Origin of the sequence: Shewanella sp. Iso12 (assembly GCF_012030025.1) — a bacterium.
GTDB classification, from domain to species: Bacteria; Pseudomonadota; Gammaproteobacteria; order Enterobacterales; family Shewanellaceae; genus Shewanella; species Shewanella algae.
The window spans coordinates 274,748-293,228 of sequence record NZ_JAAUHW010000005.1 but is presented as its reverse complement, the minus strand read 5'-3'; the positions used below and the strand labels follow the sequence as shown (position 1 = coordinate 293,228).

The following is an 18,481-nucleotide window of genomic DNA, read 5'->3' as shown; positions in this document are numbered from 1 at the left end:
CTTACTGTTTTACAACAATATCCAAACCAACCCCCACTCTCCGGGCAATTTCTTGCCCGAACCCGGGCAATTTTTTGCTCGCCGGGCAAGTTCTTGCCCGAAAGCCGCCAAAGGCCAGAGTTCAAGAGCGAACACAAAGGCGGCCAAACGGGGGAATTCTTGTATTACATAACAACATCTTGAACAGCGGCCGCATCTTGGACATTAGTTCTATCTGAACCCGCCGCCATTGGCGCCTTATCCGAGTCAGGAGCGGTTTGGACTGCCGGGTCATTTGTAACGCCAGAAGCCTGAGTGAGCCCCAAACTCTGGGCCAACAAAGTGCGCTTGATCAGCAGGGATTTCAGTTGCCTGTCCAGCAGTGTCAGCTCCTGAGCTGCCCGCTCATTTTGCTGTTGCTTGAGCAGCTCATCGATGAAGTAGGCTCTGGCCAACACGGGGGACAGGCTGCTGGCATACTCGGCCATATCCCGTGACTGACGCTGCAGCGCACTGAGTTTGTTGGCATCAAGCCCCTGCCATTGCTGTAACTCTTTGCTTAAGTTGGCCGCTCGGGTGCGACTGGCGGCAAAACGCTGGAAATACTTGTCCAGCTCCAACAGATAATCTACCTGCTCGGGATAAACATATGGTTCATCATTGGCCAAAGGTGCGGCGGCAAATAGCTGATCTATCTTCTGCCACAGCGGCAATGCCGTTTCAGTCGGCAACTGGGTCACCTGCTCGGGTGGCTTGGGCGCAAATCGCTCCGGCCAGAACTTCTGCCCTATAGTCAGCCCCAAAGGTTCGGCAAAGTGTCCCGCCGTCAATGCCAGCAACAAGAGGATTAGTCCCAGCGACCAACTCAACCCCTTGGAATTAGCCTGCTGCTGAGCACTTGTGGTAACAGCGGGTCGCTTGGCCGGTTGTTTAACGCCATCAATCTTGTCGAAGATTTGAAAGCCGAGCGCATCCAGGTTTGGCATCTGCTTGGGTTGACGCGCCTGCATCAGCTCAAACAGCTGCTGACAGGCATATTCACAACGATACCACTCACGGATATTGCCTTCAGTAGCCTGCATATCCTTGAGCTCCGGCAACAACTTACCTATGGCCCAGTTAAGTATTTCGGCGCACTTTTCCGGGCTGATAGTGCCCATCTCTTTCGAGTGCGCCAACACGGTTAACAGTAACTCCAGCCCGGATGCCAAACCGGCAATGCCGCGGGTCTTGGCTGCAGCTACCGAAAAGTAGCTGGCCGCCAGTAGATCCACCCCATCTGTCATCGCCAGAGTGGCAGCAAGATCATAGACCTTTTCCCAATCCGTCCCACCACTGAAGGGAGATTGGCGCCGGTTGATCTCACTACGCATCTGCTGATAGCGGTTATCTTCCCGAAGCTGAGCCGGTGCTGCGGTCATTCTGAACCATCCGGCATTCACTGTTGTTTGCTGTATCAACTTGGTACACCTCAAATTCCATTAAGTTGAGTCCCACAGGGGAATTGGGCTTCCACGCTGTGGAAGCCCGGCGGCTCAGTAGAGTGTTTTAGGCAACTGATAGTTGCTGAGCAGATTTGAGGTAAAGGGATTACTGTTGTCTGCCGTGTGGATCCGATAGGAGATATCGCCCTTATCCACATTGAACTGATAATCCACACTGGTCGAGCTGGAGCCGGTGATCCTGGCGCTGTCAAGCAGCCTGAAGAATGCCCATGGGCCTTCGTAGCTCAAGGAACGCGGTGACATATTCACTTCGCTTGGCACCAAAGTCAGCTTACTCTCGGCCGTTTCCCGCAAGGTGTTGGGCCATACCAATTCGATGGCGCGACGTGGGCCATGGGTGTATTCCACGTACTGGCCATCGACGTTGATCACACTACGACGCTTGTTGGGGCTCATCTGCAGTGGCTCCAGGGTGAACTGTACGTCCAGGTTGCCCTTGAGGTTGAAGAAGGCAGTCTGGATCTGTTTCGCCTGCTCTATCGCCTGCAAGACCTCTTTACGGATCAGGCCGGTTTCACTGCCTGCCAGTTGGTTGAGCTGATCCATATTTTCTTCCAGGAACATCCGCATCTGCTGATCATAGAAGGTATTCAGCGTGCCTTGCGGGCCGAAGAAACGTTCAAAATCGGCAATCGACACCTGTTTAGTGGCCTTGGGATTGAAGGGATAACGGGATGCCAGATTCTGCTGGAACTCCATATACACTTCGTTGTACCAACGCACCTCAAGATGCTTGATAGCACTCTGCAGCACGACCTTCCAGCTCTCCTTGGCCAACTTGGACACCATGGAGTCCAGCGGCTTGGGCAGGCCATCGGAAATACGTTCCAGCGCGTAAACAGGGTCGGCGTCGTTGAGCTTGAGCCTTTCCTGAGCCGCCTTCAGTGCCGCCTTGCCCACATCCGGGGAGTTTTGGATCCCGCGCAGATAGGCGTGCAGGCGCACCACGGCTTCCATCACTTCATCCAGATAAGCCGGCTTACCGTCCTGGGACTTGAGCATCTGGTTCAGTTCGACAAAGTCACCGTCTATGGTCGAGGCGATACGATACTGAGGCGACTTGAGCAGCGCCTGACGGGCCTGATCATCATCCGGCATATCCGGGAACAGCTGGGTATTGCTGCCCAGCGTTTCCAGCAGGCGCGACAGCGGCTTGTTGCTCATGGCCACATTATCCAGTACCAACACCGCCTGGTTGATGTCTTCGAAATTCTTCAGTTCAAAACCATTCAGCGCCCGGCGCCAGCTGGCGTTATAGTCGGCCAGATATTGGGCCACTATCTTGTTGCGCAGCGCCGTCTTGTCGGCATCGCTGAAGTCTGTGCTGTGAGCCTGGCCGAGTACCCAGCTGTCAATCAACGCCAGCTCGGCAACTGAATCAGATCTCGGGATAAAGAAGCGCTCAAAACCTTGTTTGGTGAGTATTTTCGGGATCTTGAAGATCTCAGGATCCTGCGCAGCTATCTGGGAGTCAAACACCAATTCATTGGCCGGTCCAACGGTCAAACGCAGATCCAGCGGTGCCCCCAACTGAGATACGGAAGAGGACTTGAGGTATCTGTATACCCGCTGTTCTATCGGCAGCAGACTCAGCTCATTCTGGGCCTGGGCCACCATGGTATCGAATGGCTTGAGCACAGTCTCGGCGTCCGGATTAGACTCCAGCCGTGCATGCTGCAAGTCTGTATGCAACAAGGCGTAATCCAGATGCTCCATCAGTTGGGTCTGCAGTTCACGATTGCCTTCATAGGCCTTCTGCCAAACATCGGCAAAGTATTCGCGAACAAAGCTGTCGCGGCGGCCACTCTTATCAGCCAGCATTCTGAATACCCGCAATACCGCCAGCTTTTCATCACTGCCTTCTGGCGCATCGGCCAGATCCCGCGCCACTTGCCGGAGCAGTATCGGCAGATAACGATAGGACAGCAGGTTCAGATAGGTCTCTTCCACCTTGGGTCCTATGGTGTGCCCCTGGTAGAGGCCGAGATCTGAGATTAACCTCGGCTTGTCACGGAAGAAACCAAACTCCAGGGTAGCCGCCCGAATGGTGTTCAGTGGCGGGATCACGTTGCGGGCCAGCGGATCAAAGTTGGTGTTATCGATAAGCTCGTTGTATTCATTTACCTTACTCAGCACGGCATCCGCCTGAGCGCTGTTGAGCAGGTAGTATCTGTGCCAGCTGCCAATCAAGAGCACAGAGGCGATGGAGCAGGCCACAAAGGACAGCGCCATGATGCGGCGTTTTTGCTTGGCCACCTTGAAGTTGTCCGAAGCCAGACCCGCTTCCGGATATATGATGCGGGTAAAAAGCGAACGGGTGAAATAGGGAGTAGAGTTTTCACTGCGCTGGGCACTGTTGACCGACTCACTCAGGCCATAACGGCGGGAAGCGCCATCCACATAGGCATCTGTCGGCACCCCTTGCTGGTAAACAGAGGTCATATAAACCCCGCGCACCAGTGCCGAGGTCGAGAACTGATCGCTTGCCAACGCATCGACGAAAAACTCACGCAGCACCTTGTGGGCACCGGCAATCTGACGTGAGAAGCTGTAGATGGCCGAGCGTTCTTCCTTGTCGCGGCACTGCAGCAGCGCCCTTGGCAGGCCGGCATTGATGCGCTGAATAAAGTCTTGCCAATCCTGATCGAACTCATTGAGCCAGCTGTCGAGATCGTTGACCGAATTCAGGGAGAAGGTGAAACCGAGGATCTCATCCCGCTGCGCCTGGGTGAAATGGCGGAAGAAGGGCTCGAATCCCAGCAGCAGATCCAGTTTGGTCAGGGTGATATACACGGGCAGACGAGTTGACAGGGTTTCCATCAGCTCGCGCAATCTGGCACGCAACAAGTGGGCGTAGGCCTTGCGTTCGGCCACAGGATCGCTGACCAGGCTGGCCATATCCAGCGCCAACACCACGCCGTTCAGGGGGCGGCGACTGCGGGTGCGCTCCAGCCACTCGACAAAGTGCAACCACAGGCGGCGCTCTGTCTCGCCATCCGGGCTGGTTACCGAAGGCTTCTGGGTCAACAGCTCACCGTCCGGGTCAATCAGTACGGCATCGTCACCTATCCACCAGTCAAAAGAGAAAGGGTTTTCAGACTTCTTCCCCGAGGCGCGCATAACGGAAGAGAAAACAAACTTCTGCCCGGAGCGGTTAATCAGGCTGGTCTTACCGGCGTTTTCCACCCCAAGCACCAGGAACCAAGGCAAGGCGTACAGGTAATTACGGGTGTTGAGGCTTTCTTTCATGCCCACCATCACCTCGTTGAGTTCCTGCTCCTGGCGTTCCACCAGGATCTTCACCGGGTCTTCCTTGAGCTGCTGCTCTCTTACCTTCAAGGCACCGATACGCAGCAGACGACGCCACTGCACCCAGCCCCAAATAGTAAAGCAGGACAGGGAGAAGATGGTGCTGGCTATAATTCGGGCCGTTGTCGATGCCAACGGTTTCTCACCGTCCAGCTCCAGCCAGGGGCCCGCCCACCAAATCGCCACATTGACCAGAACGAAGATAGCCACCAGCAAAATGGGCAGCGCCGACTTCAGTTCCGGCAGCAGTTTCCTCAAAAAGGATTTGATCATCGACCACATATACATTTCCCTGTACCTAACTCAGATTGACTTTTTGTTGTAAACGAGACATCAGACCCGGCTCCCAATCCGCCAGACTGGTGTCCGTGGCCTGGCCAAGCAGCACTTGGTACTCCACCTCTGCCATAGCCCCTAACTGGTGTTTGTCTTTCAAGTCGGCCCCCAGCAGCCGCAGATAGAACTTGTCCCTCGGCTCAGTGGCCTTGTGCAGTTTTTCGTTGAGCGCCGCAAATGCCAGCGACAACCCGCCACTGGCGGCCAGTTCCCAAATTTCCTGCTCGTAACTGTTGCCTTCGGCCGAGCCTGAACCCTGCTGTTCGCTGCCGTTGAGCCAACTGCGGGTTTCTTTGGAAACAAAAGGCACGCCGCCTTTGAACGACATATCCAAAAGTGCAGGCAGACGTTCAACAAAGGCCGCCGTCTCCTCCAGAATCGCCTGAGCCCAGGCCGGCTGCCCCAAGGTCTGTGCCAATTGGGCACTGAGACAGTGACCGTCAATCCAGAAAGGACTCAGGCTAAGGCTCTGCTCTATGCGTCTGAGCAGCGCCAAATCCGGACTCTTGGCCAACTGGCTGCGATACTCGGCCACTCTGTCGGCAGAGATCGGCATCAGGCTGGTTTCGCCCTTGGCATTGGCATTTTCCGGCGCCGAGGTCACACTGAACCAGATGGCAAAGCGTCTGAGCCTGAGGCCAAGCGCCATGCCAGCCGGATTCTCGGCGATAAAGTCTGCCACCTTGAGCAGAGCTTGCTTGGTCGCCTTGTCACTGCTGTTGTCTATCTCCAGCCTGGGCATATCCCTGCTTTCACTGCTACTGCGGCTTTCACCGGCGCTGGATTCCTGCGCGGGTTTGGGCTTGTTGGCAGGCTCACTGCTGAAACGGCGCTTGAGCTTGGCCTCCAGGGCCTGCAGTTCATCCACAGGCAGCTCTTTGGCGGCCGCGGTATCACACAGAGCCTTGAGAGACTGCAGCAATACCGACTTGGTGTCGGGATCGCAAAAATCGGTATCCAGCCCTTCGGCCGCTTTCAGGGTTCGCTGCACTATTTGGGCGAAAAACTTGCGCCTGGGCAACACGCCTCTGGGGCCCGGCGCCGGATGGCAAGTCTCCCAGAAGGAGGCCATAAAACGCTCCAGCAGTGCCAGCGAGCAGGAGAAACGCTCCAAACTGCACTGATGCTGCAGGCACTGCAGCAAATAGGTGAGCAGTTTCAAATCCTTGCTCTTGGTTTCCAGCAACTTTAAGGCCGCACTCTCCACCTCGTGCCATTGCACTTCGGAATGTGAAAGCGACCCCACCTTCATCATCTGGCCTTCCACATAGTCAAACAGCACATCATCGCTGAGGCGCTCTCCTATGGGATTGGCCTCACTGACGGGGCGGCTGACTTTATCCAGGTATTGATTCAGATCCATCTATCACCACCTGCAAGATTGACGCAGTGGCTTGAGCGCACTGCCAAGTTCTCGGGTATCAAACTGCAAACCGTCTATCGCCTTGTTGGCCGAACGCAGGCGCACATCGTCGCCGCGGATCAGGGCTTTCATCACCTGAATGGCCGGCAGGCCGCGGCCGGTACGGAAGATATAGCCGGTATCATCACTGAGCCAGCGCTGCGACTGCTGCTCGACGCCGTTGATCTGCAGCCCTACCTGGGCCCAGCCATCTTCCAGCGCAGTGGGTAACATCAGCTCGACCCGGCTGATATCGTCGATGCAGCTGAGCATAAGTACCGGACGCGGTGGCAAGGCGCCTATGGCGGGCGCGGTCAACCAGAGATCTTCTACGGCATCCGCTTGATGCCCGGCAATAAAGGCCATGCCCTGTTGACGATTTTTCTCGGACGCCATGGCGACCTGAAACGCCTCGGGATAAGGGCTGCTGTCAGTGGTTTGTTGCGGCACCACGGTTGTCACCGGAGTGTTGAACAGCTCATCGAAACAAGCCAGTCGATCCAGTCTGGAGGGGATTTGGGTACAAGCCTCTGCCTTGGCCACTGTGTCGTCCGAGGCCTGAGCCGAAGCGGCCAGCCCCCACAGGCATAAAAATATAACGCCTTGAATCCTTGACATTATTCGTTAATCTCCAACTTCTGGCATTTGTGGGAAAAGGTGCGTTTCGGCATTCCCAGACTGACAGCCGCCTTGGCTCTGTCACCGTTGCAGGCCTTCAATCTGGCGCTGATCACCGCCCGCTCAAACTGAGCTACCGCCAGCCTGAGATCGGAAATGGCCTCAAACTCCTGCCCCTCTTCGCTGGGTAATTGCGGCTTGGGCATTTCCGAATCCGTTGCCGGCAAAGACGCAGTATCTATCTCGACACCGTCGGCGGTGAGGGCGCAGGCATAATCCAGCATATTGCGCAGCTCGCGGACATTGCCCGGGTAGCCGTGGTTCTTCAGCCGATTGAGGGCGCTGAAGCGGATGCCGGGGATCTGTCGCTGCTGACTCTGATTGAACAGTGCAATAAAGTGCGCCGCCAAATCGGGGATATCCTCGAGCCGCTCCCTGAGCGCCGGTACCTGCAGTGGAAACTGGCACAAGCGGTAGAAGAGATCGCGACGGAACTCGCCACTGTGGATCTGCTCCTTGAGGTTCACATGGGTAGCGGCCACCAAGCGAAAATCGGCGTAGATTTCCTTGTTGCCTCCCAGTGCCCGGTAGTGCCCAGTTTCCAGTACCCGCAGTAACTTGGACTGCAGATTCAAAGGCATATCACCGATTTCATCTAAAAACAGCGTGCCCTGGTGCGCCTGGGCTATCAGCCCCTGCTTATCCTTGTCGGCACCGGAAAAGGCCCCCTTGGCATAACCGAACAGCTCGGACTCCAGCAGGTTTTCCGGTATTGCGGCGCAGTTGATCGCCACAAAAGGTTTGCCGCTGCGCTCGGAAAAGTCGTGTATCGCCCGGGCCACCAGTTCTTTGCCCGTCCCCGTTTCGCCCTGCACCAACACAGACAACTGCGAGGCCGCGCCACGCACTATCTCCTGCCTGAGCTGACTCATGGCCTGACTGTCGCCCACCAGGTTCTTACCAAGTTGTTGCATGGCATCATGTTGTTGCTGCTGGCGACGCAGTTCATCGAGCGAGCTCGACAGCTGAGACTGATCTGAATTCTGCCGCAACAGCTTATCCAGCAACTGCCAGTGGCGCATAAAGACGGCGGCATATTGCTGCCAGTCCTGACGGACAAGCAGACCACTACCCTGTTGCTCGGCCAGACGCAGACAGAGGATAGCCCGCACATGACCCTCATGGCTCAGCGGGAAAAGCAGCAGTGCCTGCTCTTTGCCGACCCGATCGCACAGGCTGACAAAACCGCTGTGCTCCTGCCAGTAGGCGAGCCGGGCCTTGTTCAGCAGCATGGCTTCGCCTGTCTGCAACACATGGGCAAACGGATGACGAAAGTCGGTAACCGCCAAACAAAGCGCCTGCAATGAGATCCCTTCACACAGGCCAAGGCAGGACAGTGGCTTGAGTTCCCGACCATCGAAGCCCGGCGCCAGAAACAGATGGTTATCCAGCCCCAGCTCCAATGCCAAAGTATCGAGAAACTGCTGCAACAGCCCATCAAACTGCTGGCATTCCAGCAATTTTGCCGCCTGTTCCAACCACTGCTCAGTCACCACTATCGCGCCTCTCCGAAGAACTCACCGTCACGGCAGCCCAGATGGATCTCACTGACTTCCTCTTTGGCCGCCAGCTTGTTGAGCAGCGACAGCGATAAGGGCGGCAGTACCTGGCCGTCTATGATGGCTTCCAGCATCCGGGCGCCGTTTTCACTGCGGGTCGCGCGGCGCATGATTTCATCCACCAGAGCCTCGTCACAATGCACCTTGGCCTTGTAACGCTCCAGCAAACGCTGCTCCAGCGATGCCAGCTTGTAGTGAATGATCTCCTTGAGCACCTCTTCACCCAGCGGCAGATAAGGCACTATCTCCATTCGCGCCAGCAGCGCAGGCTTGAAGAAGGCCGCCAGCTCAGGGTAAAGCTTGTCGTCCAGCAGCTCTGGCTGGGCGCTGTAGTCCACTATCGTCTGATAGCCCAGGTTGGAGGTCAGGAAAAACAGCACATTCTGGCAGTCAATCAACCGGCCTTCGCCATCGGCCAATTCGCCCTTGTCGAACGCCTGATAAAAGAGGTTCAGCACATCCGGATGCGCCTTTTCCACCTCATCAAGCAGCACTATGGAGTAAGGCATCTTGCGGATGGACTCGGTCAGAATACCGCCCTCACCGAAACCAACATACCCGGGAGGCGAGCCTATCAGCCGGGAAACCGTGTGCTTCTCCTGATATTCGGACATATTGATAGTGGTCAGGAATTGCTTGCCGCCATACAGCTGCTCGGCAATCTGTACCACGGTTTCTGTCTTGCCGACGCCACTTGGGCCCACCAGCAGGAAGGCGCCCTTGGGACGTCCGGCGCGGCGCAGGTCTGCCCGGGCGGTGAGCATATTCTTGTGCAGGCGAGCAATGGCCACATCCTGCCCTTTGAGGCTATGCCCCAAGAGCTCAGGCAGATGGGTTATCTTGTGCAGCTCATCGCCACTCATTTGCGATACCGGCACGCCGGTCCAGTCGGAGATGACTGCCGCTATCTGGGCCTCATCCACCTGAGGGTAAATAAGGCGTTGATCGCCACTGATGGCTTCGAGTGATTCTTCGGCCTGTTGCAGCTCTAGCCGCAGCCCTTCGAGCTCGGCTTCATCGTCACAATCAAGAATGGCGCGTCTCAGGGCCACTACTTGAGTGACTCCCGCCTGTTGCTGCTGCCACAGGGATTCCAGCTCGGCATACTCATTGTCGGCTTCTTCCTGGGCTTGGTGCAGATGATTCAGGCGTTCTTCATCAACCGGATGACCGAGTTTTTTCTGGCGCTCCAGCAGTTCGGTTTCCATATGGCGCTGATGGCGCAAGTTATCCAATGCCGCCAAACGCTTGGGGGTACTACTGAGGTTAATGGCGATACGGGCACAGGCGGTATCCAGCACATCGATGGCCTTATCGGGCAACTGACGGCCGGAGATATAGCGCGCCGACAGATAAGCCGCCGAGCGCAGGGCGCAGTCCTGGATCAATACATTGTGGGAAGACTCATAGACCCCATGCAGGCCACGGAGAATATTCACCGCCTGCTCAACACTGGGCTCATCGAGTTTCACCAGTTGGAAACGGCGGCTCAGCGCCGGGTCTTTCTCGAAATACTTCTTGTACTCTTTCCAGGTGGTGGCGCCTATGGTGCGCAGCTCACCACGGGCCAGAGCCGGTTTGAGCAGGTTGGCCGCATCACCGCCGCCTTCCTGGTTACCGGCGCCTATCATGGTATGGGCTTCATCGATAAAGAGTATGATGGGTTCGGCCGACTGTTTGACCTCTTCAATAATCGACTTCAGGCGCTTTTCAAACTCGCCCTTGACCGCGGCGCCGGCCTGCAACAGACCAAGATCCAGCGACAACAGCTGCACCCCCTTGAGCGCATCCGGCACCCGGCCGTCACAAATACGCAGCGCCAAACCTTCCACCACGGCACTCTTGCCCACACCGGCATCACCAACCACTATCGGGTTGTTCTTACGGCGGCGGCTTAAGATGTCGATCATCAGGTTGATCTCATCATCCCGGCACAATACAGGATCCAGCTCGCCTTTGCGGGCCAACTCGGTAAAGTTGCTGGTGTATTTGGCCAGTGACGATTGGGCCTCATTCAGTACCGGCGCGCCGCGCTCGGCCTTGACCGTTTGCGATTCGGATGAAGCCTGGGTCAGGGTATTGAATTCCCGTCTCAGGGTTTCGCGATTGATGCTGCCAAGCAAAGTGGCGAGATCCCTTGGCAGGTAGCGCTCGGCCTGCATCAGTGCGGCGGCGAAGATGGCGCCGGATCTCAGTTCCGTCTGGCCAAGTTCAGTGCTTGAAAGCAGCCAGGCATCCTGCAGCAGCTCGACCAGCAGCGGTGAAAATGCCGGATAGGTTTCCAGGCTCTCTTCCCTTGGCAGGGTTTCACCGGCAATTTGCCTTACCTGCTCGGCATCGACTTCGGCGGCCTTGAGCAGCAGACGCACATCACCCAACGGATTGTCCAGCAGACAAGTCAGCAGGTGCATAAAGGTCACTTCCGGGTTCTGACGGGCAATACAGAGTGATGCCGCCTCTTCCATGGCGAGTTTGGTCACGGCATTGAGCTTGCCGATCAAGGTAGTGAGTTCAATTCGGATCATCACAGCTTCCTCAATTCAGGATCTGATACAGTTGCTTGAGCACGCCCGAGGACTTGTTCGCCAGCGACAGGGAATAAAACAGAAAGACTATGGTCAGCATCAGGCCGAAACCGGCAAAGACTGTCCAAATAGGCATCTGGCGCCCAAGGCGATAACGGGTGTTGACCACATGCTCTGTGGCCCCGGTCAGCAGTTCCGGTTCTTCTTCCCGGAGGTGGCGCAGGGTTTCATAGAGGCGATTGACTATCTTGTCGAACTCCTCACGGCCGTTGGCCACCACCTTGTAGCGCCCTTCGAAACCCAGGCAGAAACACAGGTAGATAAACTCCAGCAGTTCACGATATTTGCTCGGTTCGGTTTCCAGACGCTGCAGGATGCCAAACACCTTCTCACCGCCCCAGGTTTCATTGTGAAAACGGGTCAGCAGTGAATGTTCGGCCCAGGCACTGTCGGCGCCCCAGGGGGTATTCATCACGGCTTCATCGATAAAGGAACAAAGCACATAGCGATAGGCCAGCACTTCGGCGCGATCATAGCCCGCCTCGGTGAGCTCGGCCTCGATGGCCATGATGTCATCCACAGTGTTGTGATAGAGCTTTTCCACATCATCCAAGATGGCCAGCTTGCGTACCCGCAACACCATGCCGATAAGAGGGGATGCCGCATCGATAAGTGCATTGAGGCTGTCACCACGCAGTTGAAACCAATACTCTTTATCGGCATTCATGTTCTGCGCTTCGTCATAGAGCAGCTCTTCGACCTGCTCAGGCGATATAGGCTGTTTTTCTGCTTTGATATCCATTTCTTAGCTCCTGATAGCCCAGAATTGCAGTTCGAGTTCCGGGAAGTCCCCCGCCACGTGGAAGGCAAAACCACTGGAATTCACCAGCATCTCCCAGGCCCGGCTGGAACGCTCCAGCTGGAAGTAGGTGTAACCCGCGTGGTAAGGCAACTGCCTTGGGGCCACCGGCAGCGGAGACAGAGGCACACCCGGCAGCTGTAGCGAAATGAGCTCGCGGATCTTCTCCACCGAGGCGATCTTGGTCTGCTGGATAAACAGTTTCTTGAGTTCATCCAGCGGCATTCTGGCGCGCACTGCCAGAATGAAGTCGGCCTGTTTCAACAGATCCGGATCCTGCACCGGCGCCACCATGAGGCCATACTTGCGTTTGTGCAGCTGCAGCGATACTGCCTTGGGCTCAAGCACTATGCTGAGAGACTGGCGCAGAGTCGACATCACCTGAGTGAAGGCCGATACCGGCATATCGTGGTCATAGGCGGCAAACGCCGGTGCCATGCGGCTGTCATCGGTAAAGGTGAACAGCTCGCCACAAACACTGACCAGAGCCTGATACAGGGTTTCCGGATGCAGGGTTCGCGACAGTGACTGATGCTGCAACACAGGCTGCATGCGGTTGAGAGATTGCAGCAACATGAAATCGGCCACATCTGCCACCCCGCCTTGGCTCGGCGAGCCCAGGCGCTGGGCGATATTGCGGGCCCGCTCGCGCATCAGACCGGCCATCTCTCCGAGGAAACGGTGCAAAATCGGCACGGCGCTGACATTGTAATGGCAGGGAATAAAGTTGGGATCCAGCACCACACTGCCGTCGGGACGCTTTTCCAGAATGCGGGCGATGGCCAGCGAGCTGTAGGCGCTGCGATCTTCCTTCTCCAGCATCAATCTGAGCCTGACCGGGCTGACATCAATGGCGGTAAAGTCGCCCTGATGGGTGTGAATGTCCCGCACCTCGTGACGCCGATTGAGATAACGTCCGGCGCCCTGCTCGTCCTGGGCCACTTCGGTAATTGAATCACTGCGCAGCGACAGCGCCAGGTAAACAATCTGGTTGGCCAGTGAGCTGTCGGCCACTTCCAGTGCGTCCGGCAGCACATCCTCCTGAGGGATGTTGAACACAGTGCCGTCCGGCATTACGCCACGGGCACGCTGAATCGCAATGCGACCAAAGCTGAGATACTCGGGGTTGAGTTCAAGCTCGGTGATCCCATAGAGGTAACCGCTGACCGCATTGAGCCTGGCGTCAGTGAGGTATTCCTGATAACGCTGCTGCTGTTGGAAGTGCTGAGGCTTGATAAACAGCCCTTCACTCCATATCACTCTGTTTCTTGAAGACATTGTTATTCCACTTTATCCAGTACTATGTCCTGCTCACTGAAAAACATCAGCAGGTGATATTCACGGCCCATGGGTTTGATCTTGACGACCTTCTTCCATTGGGCGACCTCGGGATCACTGAAATGCGCCATGATGCCTATGTATCTGGTGTCCTCATCGACAGCGAAATGGTCGATAAACTTGAACTGTCCCGGCAGCAGGGTGTAGTCACTGTGGTCGATATAATTGGAGCCGAGCGCCTCTTTATAATCCGCCTTAAGCGAGTCAAAGTCGGCGGCCAGAAACTTGGAGTCATCTTCCAGCTCGTACACCACCAGCTCCAGCGGCGTGGCATCGCCGGCCGCATTGGGGTTGACCTTATCGAGCGCATACATGCTGTAGGTCAGTTGTGTCGGCAGGTCTTTGGCCTCTCCCACTGGAATGGAAGGGTCCCACAGTACCTGCGCCGTTTTCTTGGTGGCATTCCATGCCGAGCTGCAAGCGGCCAGCTGAAGCAAACAAAGCCCGATTAAACCCAGCCTTATCAGTCCCATCAGAATTCCCTTTGCAGTTCCCTGAGTTTCTTGTCATAGGCCTGTTCAAACACTTCCCAGAAGAGTTTACGGAAGCCCTGTTGACGGGATGACGTCAGCTCCTGGTAGTAGTTCTCGTACATTTCCCAGGCCCAGTTATCACCAGGGTTGAGCGCCGACTCGCTCACCTTGCGGTATTGGCTGAAGCGCCTCAGCAAGGTGTCGGGTGAGAAAGACTTGAGGATGTAGTTGAGCGCCTCTGTGATGGCGTGCTGTACCGCTTCATTGTGGTGCTCGATGGAATTCAGGCTTTCGCTGATGGCGGCCGCCGGAGACAAATGCACCGGGCTCTTGTTGTCATCAAACAGAGTGCGGACGGTTTCCTGATAATCCAGCCCCAGACGCAGCGGGTTATCTTCGATGGGCTGCAGGTTCTTGTTGATCAGATCATAACGGCTGCTTTGCGCGTCCTGATGCAGTGACAGCAGGCCTTTAATGGCGGCCTGCAAAGCAGCGCCCATTTCAATGGCCAGTGCCTGCTGGGTGCCTGTGTCGTTCATATCACCCAACTGTACCCCTAAGCCGCGCAGCATAGGGCCGGTGGCGATATGGGTGCCTTCATCGGCGGGCCAATCATTGCCCAGGCCGTTTTTGACTTCAGATTCCAGTAAGTCCAGTGCATTCTCGTCCATAATATTGTCCATTTTCGCTCGTTTGTTCAGATGAATAGCCGAACCGGTATCGAAGTCCGTGTCGGCCTGGGCGGTAAAATTCTTGCCTTGCCAGTAGAGTTCCTTGGCCAGCAGGGATTCGGCGTTTTCCTGCTCTTTGGTCACAGATTCCTGGTCAAATTCAACGCTTTTGACCGCGGCCTGTTGTTGCCTGTCCAGTGCCAGTAAAGGGTCATCCAGACTGGCATCGGTTTCTTCCTCTTCTTCGGCGGTTTCCGCCTGAATAAGTGAACCGTTCTCAGACTTGAACCATTCAGAAAGCTGGCCGGTTACCGGGTCATCGGCCTGCTCGCTGTCGAGCAGCGTCACCCGTACTTTGTAGGGGCCAATGGCGATATGATCATTCTCATTCAGCCGGGCTTTGCGATCCCGCCCAAGCTCCACGGTGGAGCCGTTGAGAAACACCCGGCCGCAGAGATCTTCAATACAGAAATGACCGTCCAACCAGAGGATGCGACAGAAGTAGTCGCCTATGGTGCGCTCCCTGTCCCTGAGCACCCATTCACAACCTGGGCCGGCGCCTATCAGGCCGCCGTCCTTGTTCATTCTTGTGTGGGGCACCAGGCCTGACTCCAACAACTGGGAGTTCACCACATTCAACGCAATCAAATTACTCAAGAGGCCAACCTCCCTTTATTGCCTGATTTGAATCAATACGCTCTTGCGCGTGCTATCGCCCTTACCGAGGAAAGAGGACCATCCCAATTGGCCGCCCTTTTCTTCCCCCAGTTGCAGCAGCGGGGCTTCATCTTCCCTGAGCGTCAGCTCAAGGTCATAGGCCATCTGTTCCCGCAGGATCACTTCCATCACCTTGCAAAGTGGCTGGAACTCCCGCCCGGATGGCAGAAAATCGCGAAAACGCTCTAACGACAGCTCTTCCATACAGAGCACAAACTTGCCGCAAAGATCGCCGACCCGCTCTCCAAGCATGGTGTCTTCCCCCAGCCTGGAATTGGCCATCCCCAAACGGCAACGCTGGGACTCGGGGATCTCCACCTGTCGCAGTTGCCATTGGCGAATGCTCACCTGGGGCAGGTCGAAACAGTGCGCCACTATGCCGGCAACCGCCTGGGGCGAGCGGCTGCGACCGGCGAGCATGCCGGCGTAGGCCAGCATCTTGCACCAGTTGATTGGCGTGTCGCCGCGGATATCCTCGTTGGCCAGCCCCACCAGGGCGTAGACCTGAGCCGAAAAGCTGTCGCTGGCATCGTCCTGAAAACGCACGTAATAACGGTATTTGCGCCACAGGCGATACAACAAGGAAATCAATCTGTTATTAAAGAAATCCAGAAAGTTGCGCCGAATGCCGTCTTCATCGTCGAGCAACATATCCAGCAGGTAACTGGGCAGCGGCGACTGGGCGCCATTGAGACCGAGAAAACAGGTCTCCAGCCGCAGGCGCCCATCCCCCAGCGACTCGAGCATGGAGATATCCGCCGGCGCAAATCCAAGGCTTGGATTGGCGCTGAACTGCAACTCACCGGCCAGTTCCCACTGGGCATCTTCCGGATCTCTGCCTTCCAGTTGGTGCAATAACTCCACCAACTGGAAAAAACTGTACTCACGGTAGTCCTGCGGCAGCCTGCTGCCCCCAGGCTCCGGAAAGGTTATATCAGCGGTTGTTGACCGCTCTGGATATCCCATGTGTACCTTTCCTTGTTATGAGCATTGATAACCACCAACTCATGAAACGAGTTGATGCTGGCGTAGAGGGCAAAAAAGTGGTTCAGCACAGTGCCGAACAGGTAAAGGTCACCCTCGGAGCCGAAATACTGTTGGTCGAGCACCAGCTCTGTCTTGAGGCCGCGAACCGGCAATCCCCTGACAATTCTTTCGGTCGGCCCGGACTGAATACTGCTGATGCCGTCGAGTCGCATCCGGGTGACCCGTTCGGCTTGTCTGTCGACCAACGCCTTGAAGTCATAGGCGCGGATGATGGAACAGATGGCATCACGGGACAGCAGTGACAGATAGTTGAGCGACAAGTTGGAGATCAGGGTCCACAGCAAACTGCCATCGAGCACAGGTCGCAAAGGGTGGCTGGGCTCGGTGATATTGCTGAAACGGGCAAAGCTTGGCGATGTATCTGTGGCGACGCAGATGTCGCCCTTGCCCAACTTGGTCGGCAGTTGCCGGTTGGAGCAGGTCAGTGTCACCGACACGGCTTCTGTCATGTCCAGGCACTGGGTTTCATCGCTGCGCACAAATGAGAGGCAATGATCCAGGCCGTCGTTGCGCATGCTGTCGCGCACCCGCATCCGGTAATAAAGCGCGGTGCGATTACGGGCGCGCTCCACTTCATGTTGGAAGCTCTCAAACGGCGAATAGATCCGCTGTTGGCCGCGCATTCTGCCCTCATTGGAATCCAGCCAACCCTGCACCTTGTCGACACTGAAGATTTCAAAGTGAGATGGATGGCGACTGGAGGGCACAATCGGGTATTCGACCCGCTTGCCGTTGAGATCAATAGGATCGGCGTCGTGCTCAAACAGGTTGATAGCCGGAACACAGTAAAGCAGGAAAGTATCCTGACGCACATGCACGTCGGCAGGCAACGTCTTTGAAAAAGTGAGTTTGAGGCTGAAGTCACCCTTGAGATATTCGGGGATACACTTGGCGATTCCCTTGATATCGAAGAAATGAAACGCCTCGGGGAATGTCAGGTACTCCTGCAGGATCCGATAGCCTTCATAGACATTTTTCGGATAGGGCAAGATACCGCTGCCGGCCTCAAATCCTACTGACGCAAAGCTGCTGCGCGGCAAGCGATAGCAGCCATGGGCGCCGACAATTTCGATAGAGTCCAGATAATGATTCAACCAAAGATACAGCATCTGGGCACTGTAGCTTTGGCCTCCCAGATAAAACCTGAGGCTTTCCAGCCCCATTTCAAGCAGGGAGAGGTCGCTGTTGTTATCAAAATCCAATTGAATAATAGAGGCTTCCCGGGAATGGGAAGCATCTATATGACGGATTTGCACCGGATAAACATCAACAGGACGACAGGTACGAAAGTGGCAGATCTGCCCTTCAACCGGATGACTGTCCAGCATACAACCGGCCGCAATCTCCTGCCTGTGGGTGATCCCCTTCTCATGCGGATAGAAACGCATGATGGTATGACTGGGAATAGGCCTGAGATAGTTGGGCCACAGCATGCTGATCATCGAGTGAGTAAACTCGGGGAATTCATCGTCAATCTTTTCCCTGAGTCGACCGGTCAGAAAAGCAAAGCCCTCGAGCAAACGCTCGATATCGGGATCAGTGTGGTTACCGTGAAGATAACGCGCCAACTGCGGATGGATATCCGAAAATTCCCGCCCCTGCTCTCTCAAGAAAGCAAGTTCATCCCTGAAGTATTTGTCCTGAGGCACTGCTAAACCACTCTGTATCTGCGACTGTTATCCAATAACAAATCGATCTTCAACTTATCCTTGTTGGAAGCCACTCTGATGCTGCCGTAGATGTGGAACCTGAGATTCATCGGATTGCCCTCATCGAACAACACGCTGACATCAATATCTGTCAGCCTGGGTTCAAAGCGGCTCAGGCAAGCCTTGATTCCGTTACGCATCCTCAGGCCAAGATCCACACTGCCGGAACTGGCATCATTGAAATCGAACAGTCCCAGTTCAGGACAGCTCTGGCTTTCTCCAATGCGGGTATTGAGAATATGTGAAACATTACGTTTGATGGAATCGACGACAGCATCCAAGCTGCTGTCGCCATATCCACTTTGGCGTTCGGCTCCCAAGCGTTCAAAGAAGCCGACACCAAAAGTTCCGGAGAAATCATCGTTCAACAACGT

13 protein-coding genes are annotated in these 18,481 nt (G+C 55.8%); all 13 read right to left on the bottom strand.

Translation table 11 applies throughout. The annotated features are described in order from the left end of the window. Positions 1-164: 164 nt before the first annotated feature. The gene (locus HCX89_RS11980) at positions 165-1,439 is read right to left on the bottom strand and encodes a type VI secretion system ImpA family N-terminal domain-containing protein (RefSeq protein WP_159352428.1); all 1,275 of its coding nucleotides are present in this window, start codon (positions 1,437-1,439) and stop codon (positions 165-167) included. A 75-nt stretch (positions 1,440-1,514) separates the two neighbouring features. Next, a complete protein-coding gene (tssM, locus tag HCX89_RS11975; RefSeq protein WP_044733765.1) occupies positions 1,515-5,075 on the bottom strand; it encodes a type VI secretion system membrane subunit TssM in 3,561 nt (1,186 codons plus the stop codon). 16 nt (positions 5,076-5,091) lie between these two features. Further along, on the bottom strand, positions 5,092-6,492 hold the full coding sequence (gene tssA, locus HCX89_RS11970) for a type VI secretion system protein TssA (RefSeq protein WP_045283099.1): 1,401 nt from the start codon (positions 6,490-6,492) through the stop codon (positions 5,092-5,094). A 3-nt stretch (positions 6,493-6,495) separates the two neighbouring features. Beyond that, positions 6,496-7,149: a type VI secretion system-associated protein VasI gene (vasI, locus tag HCX89_RS11965; RefSeq protein WP_144162159.1), complete on the bottom strand. Its 654-nt coding sequence runs from the start codon at positions 7,147-7,149 to the stop codon at positions 6,496-6,498. Continuing rightward, positions 7,149-8,705 carry a sigma-54-dependent Fis family transcriptional regulator gene (locus HCX89_RS23090; RefSeq protein WP_028781256.1) on the bottom strand — a complete coding sequence of 519 codons (1,557 nt, stop codon included), beginning with the start codon at positions 8,703-8,705 and terminating at the stop codon, positions 7,149-7,151. Before HCX89_RS23090 ends, vasI begins: the two co-directional genes overlap by 1 nt. After that, on the bottom strand, positions 8,705-11,293 hold the full coding sequence (gene tssH / locus HCX89_RS11955) for a type VI secretion system ATPase TssH (RefSeq protein WP_167716167.1): 2,589 nt from the start codon (positions 11,291-11,293) through the stop codon (positions 8,705-8,707). Before tssH ends, HCX89_RS23090 begins: the two co-directional genes overlap by 1 nt. Positions 11,294-11,303: 10 nt before the next feature. After that, entirely contained in the window at positions 11,304-12,095 is a 792-nt protein-coding gene (icmH, locus tag HCX89_RS11950; protein WP_028781258.1) for a type IVB secretion system protein IcmH/DotU, read from the bottom strand. 3 nt (positions 12,096-12,098) lie between these two features. After that, positions 12,099-13,430, bottom strand: a complete 1,332-nt coding sequence (gene tssK / locus HCX89_RS11945) for a type VI secretion system baseplate subunit TssK (RefSeq protein ID WP_025889987.1) — start codon at positions 13,428-13,430, stop codon at positions 12,099-12,101. 2 nt (positions 13,431-13,432) lie between these two features. Continuing rightward, complete coding sequence (gene tssJ, locus HCX89_RS11940; RefSeq protein ID WP_025889986.1) at positions 13,433-13,963, bottom strand: type VI secretion system lipoprotein TssJ; 531 nt, start codon at positions 13,961-13,963, stop codon at positions 13,433-13,435. Next, positions 13,963-15,291, bottom strand: coding sequence for a type VI secretion system-associated FHA domain protein TagH (gene tagH, locus HCX89_RS11935; protein WP_028781259.1), 1,329 nt, complete (start codon positions 15,289-15,291; stop codon positions 13,963-13,965). The genes tssJ and tagH overlap by 1 nt, the downstream gene beginning before the upstream one ends. Before the next feature lie 15 nt (positions 15,292-15,306). Further along, entirely contained in the window at positions 15,307-16,317 is a 1,011-nt protein-coding gene (gene tssG / locus HCX89_RS11930; RefSeq protein ID WP_044733760.1) for a type VI secretion system baseplate subunit TssG, read from the bottom strand. Continuing rightward, positions 16,281-18,047 carry a type VI secretion system baseplate subunit TssF gene (gene tssF, locus HCX89_RS11925; RefSeq protein ID WP_144218907.1) on the bottom strand — a complete coding sequence of 589 codons (1,767 nt, stop codon included), beginning with the start codon at positions 18,045-18,047 and terminating at the stop codon, positions 16,281-16,283. The genes tssG and tssF overlap by 37 nt, the downstream gene beginning before the upstream one ends. A gap of 2 nt (positions 18,048-18,049) precedes the next feature. Beyond that, complete coding sequence (gene tssE / locus HCX89_RS11920; protein WP_051472870.1) at positions 18,050-18,478, bottom strand: type VI secretion system baseplate subunit TssE; 429 nt, start codon at positions 18,476-18,478, stop codon at positions 18,050-18,052. Positions 18,479-18,481: the final 3 nt, after the last annotated feature.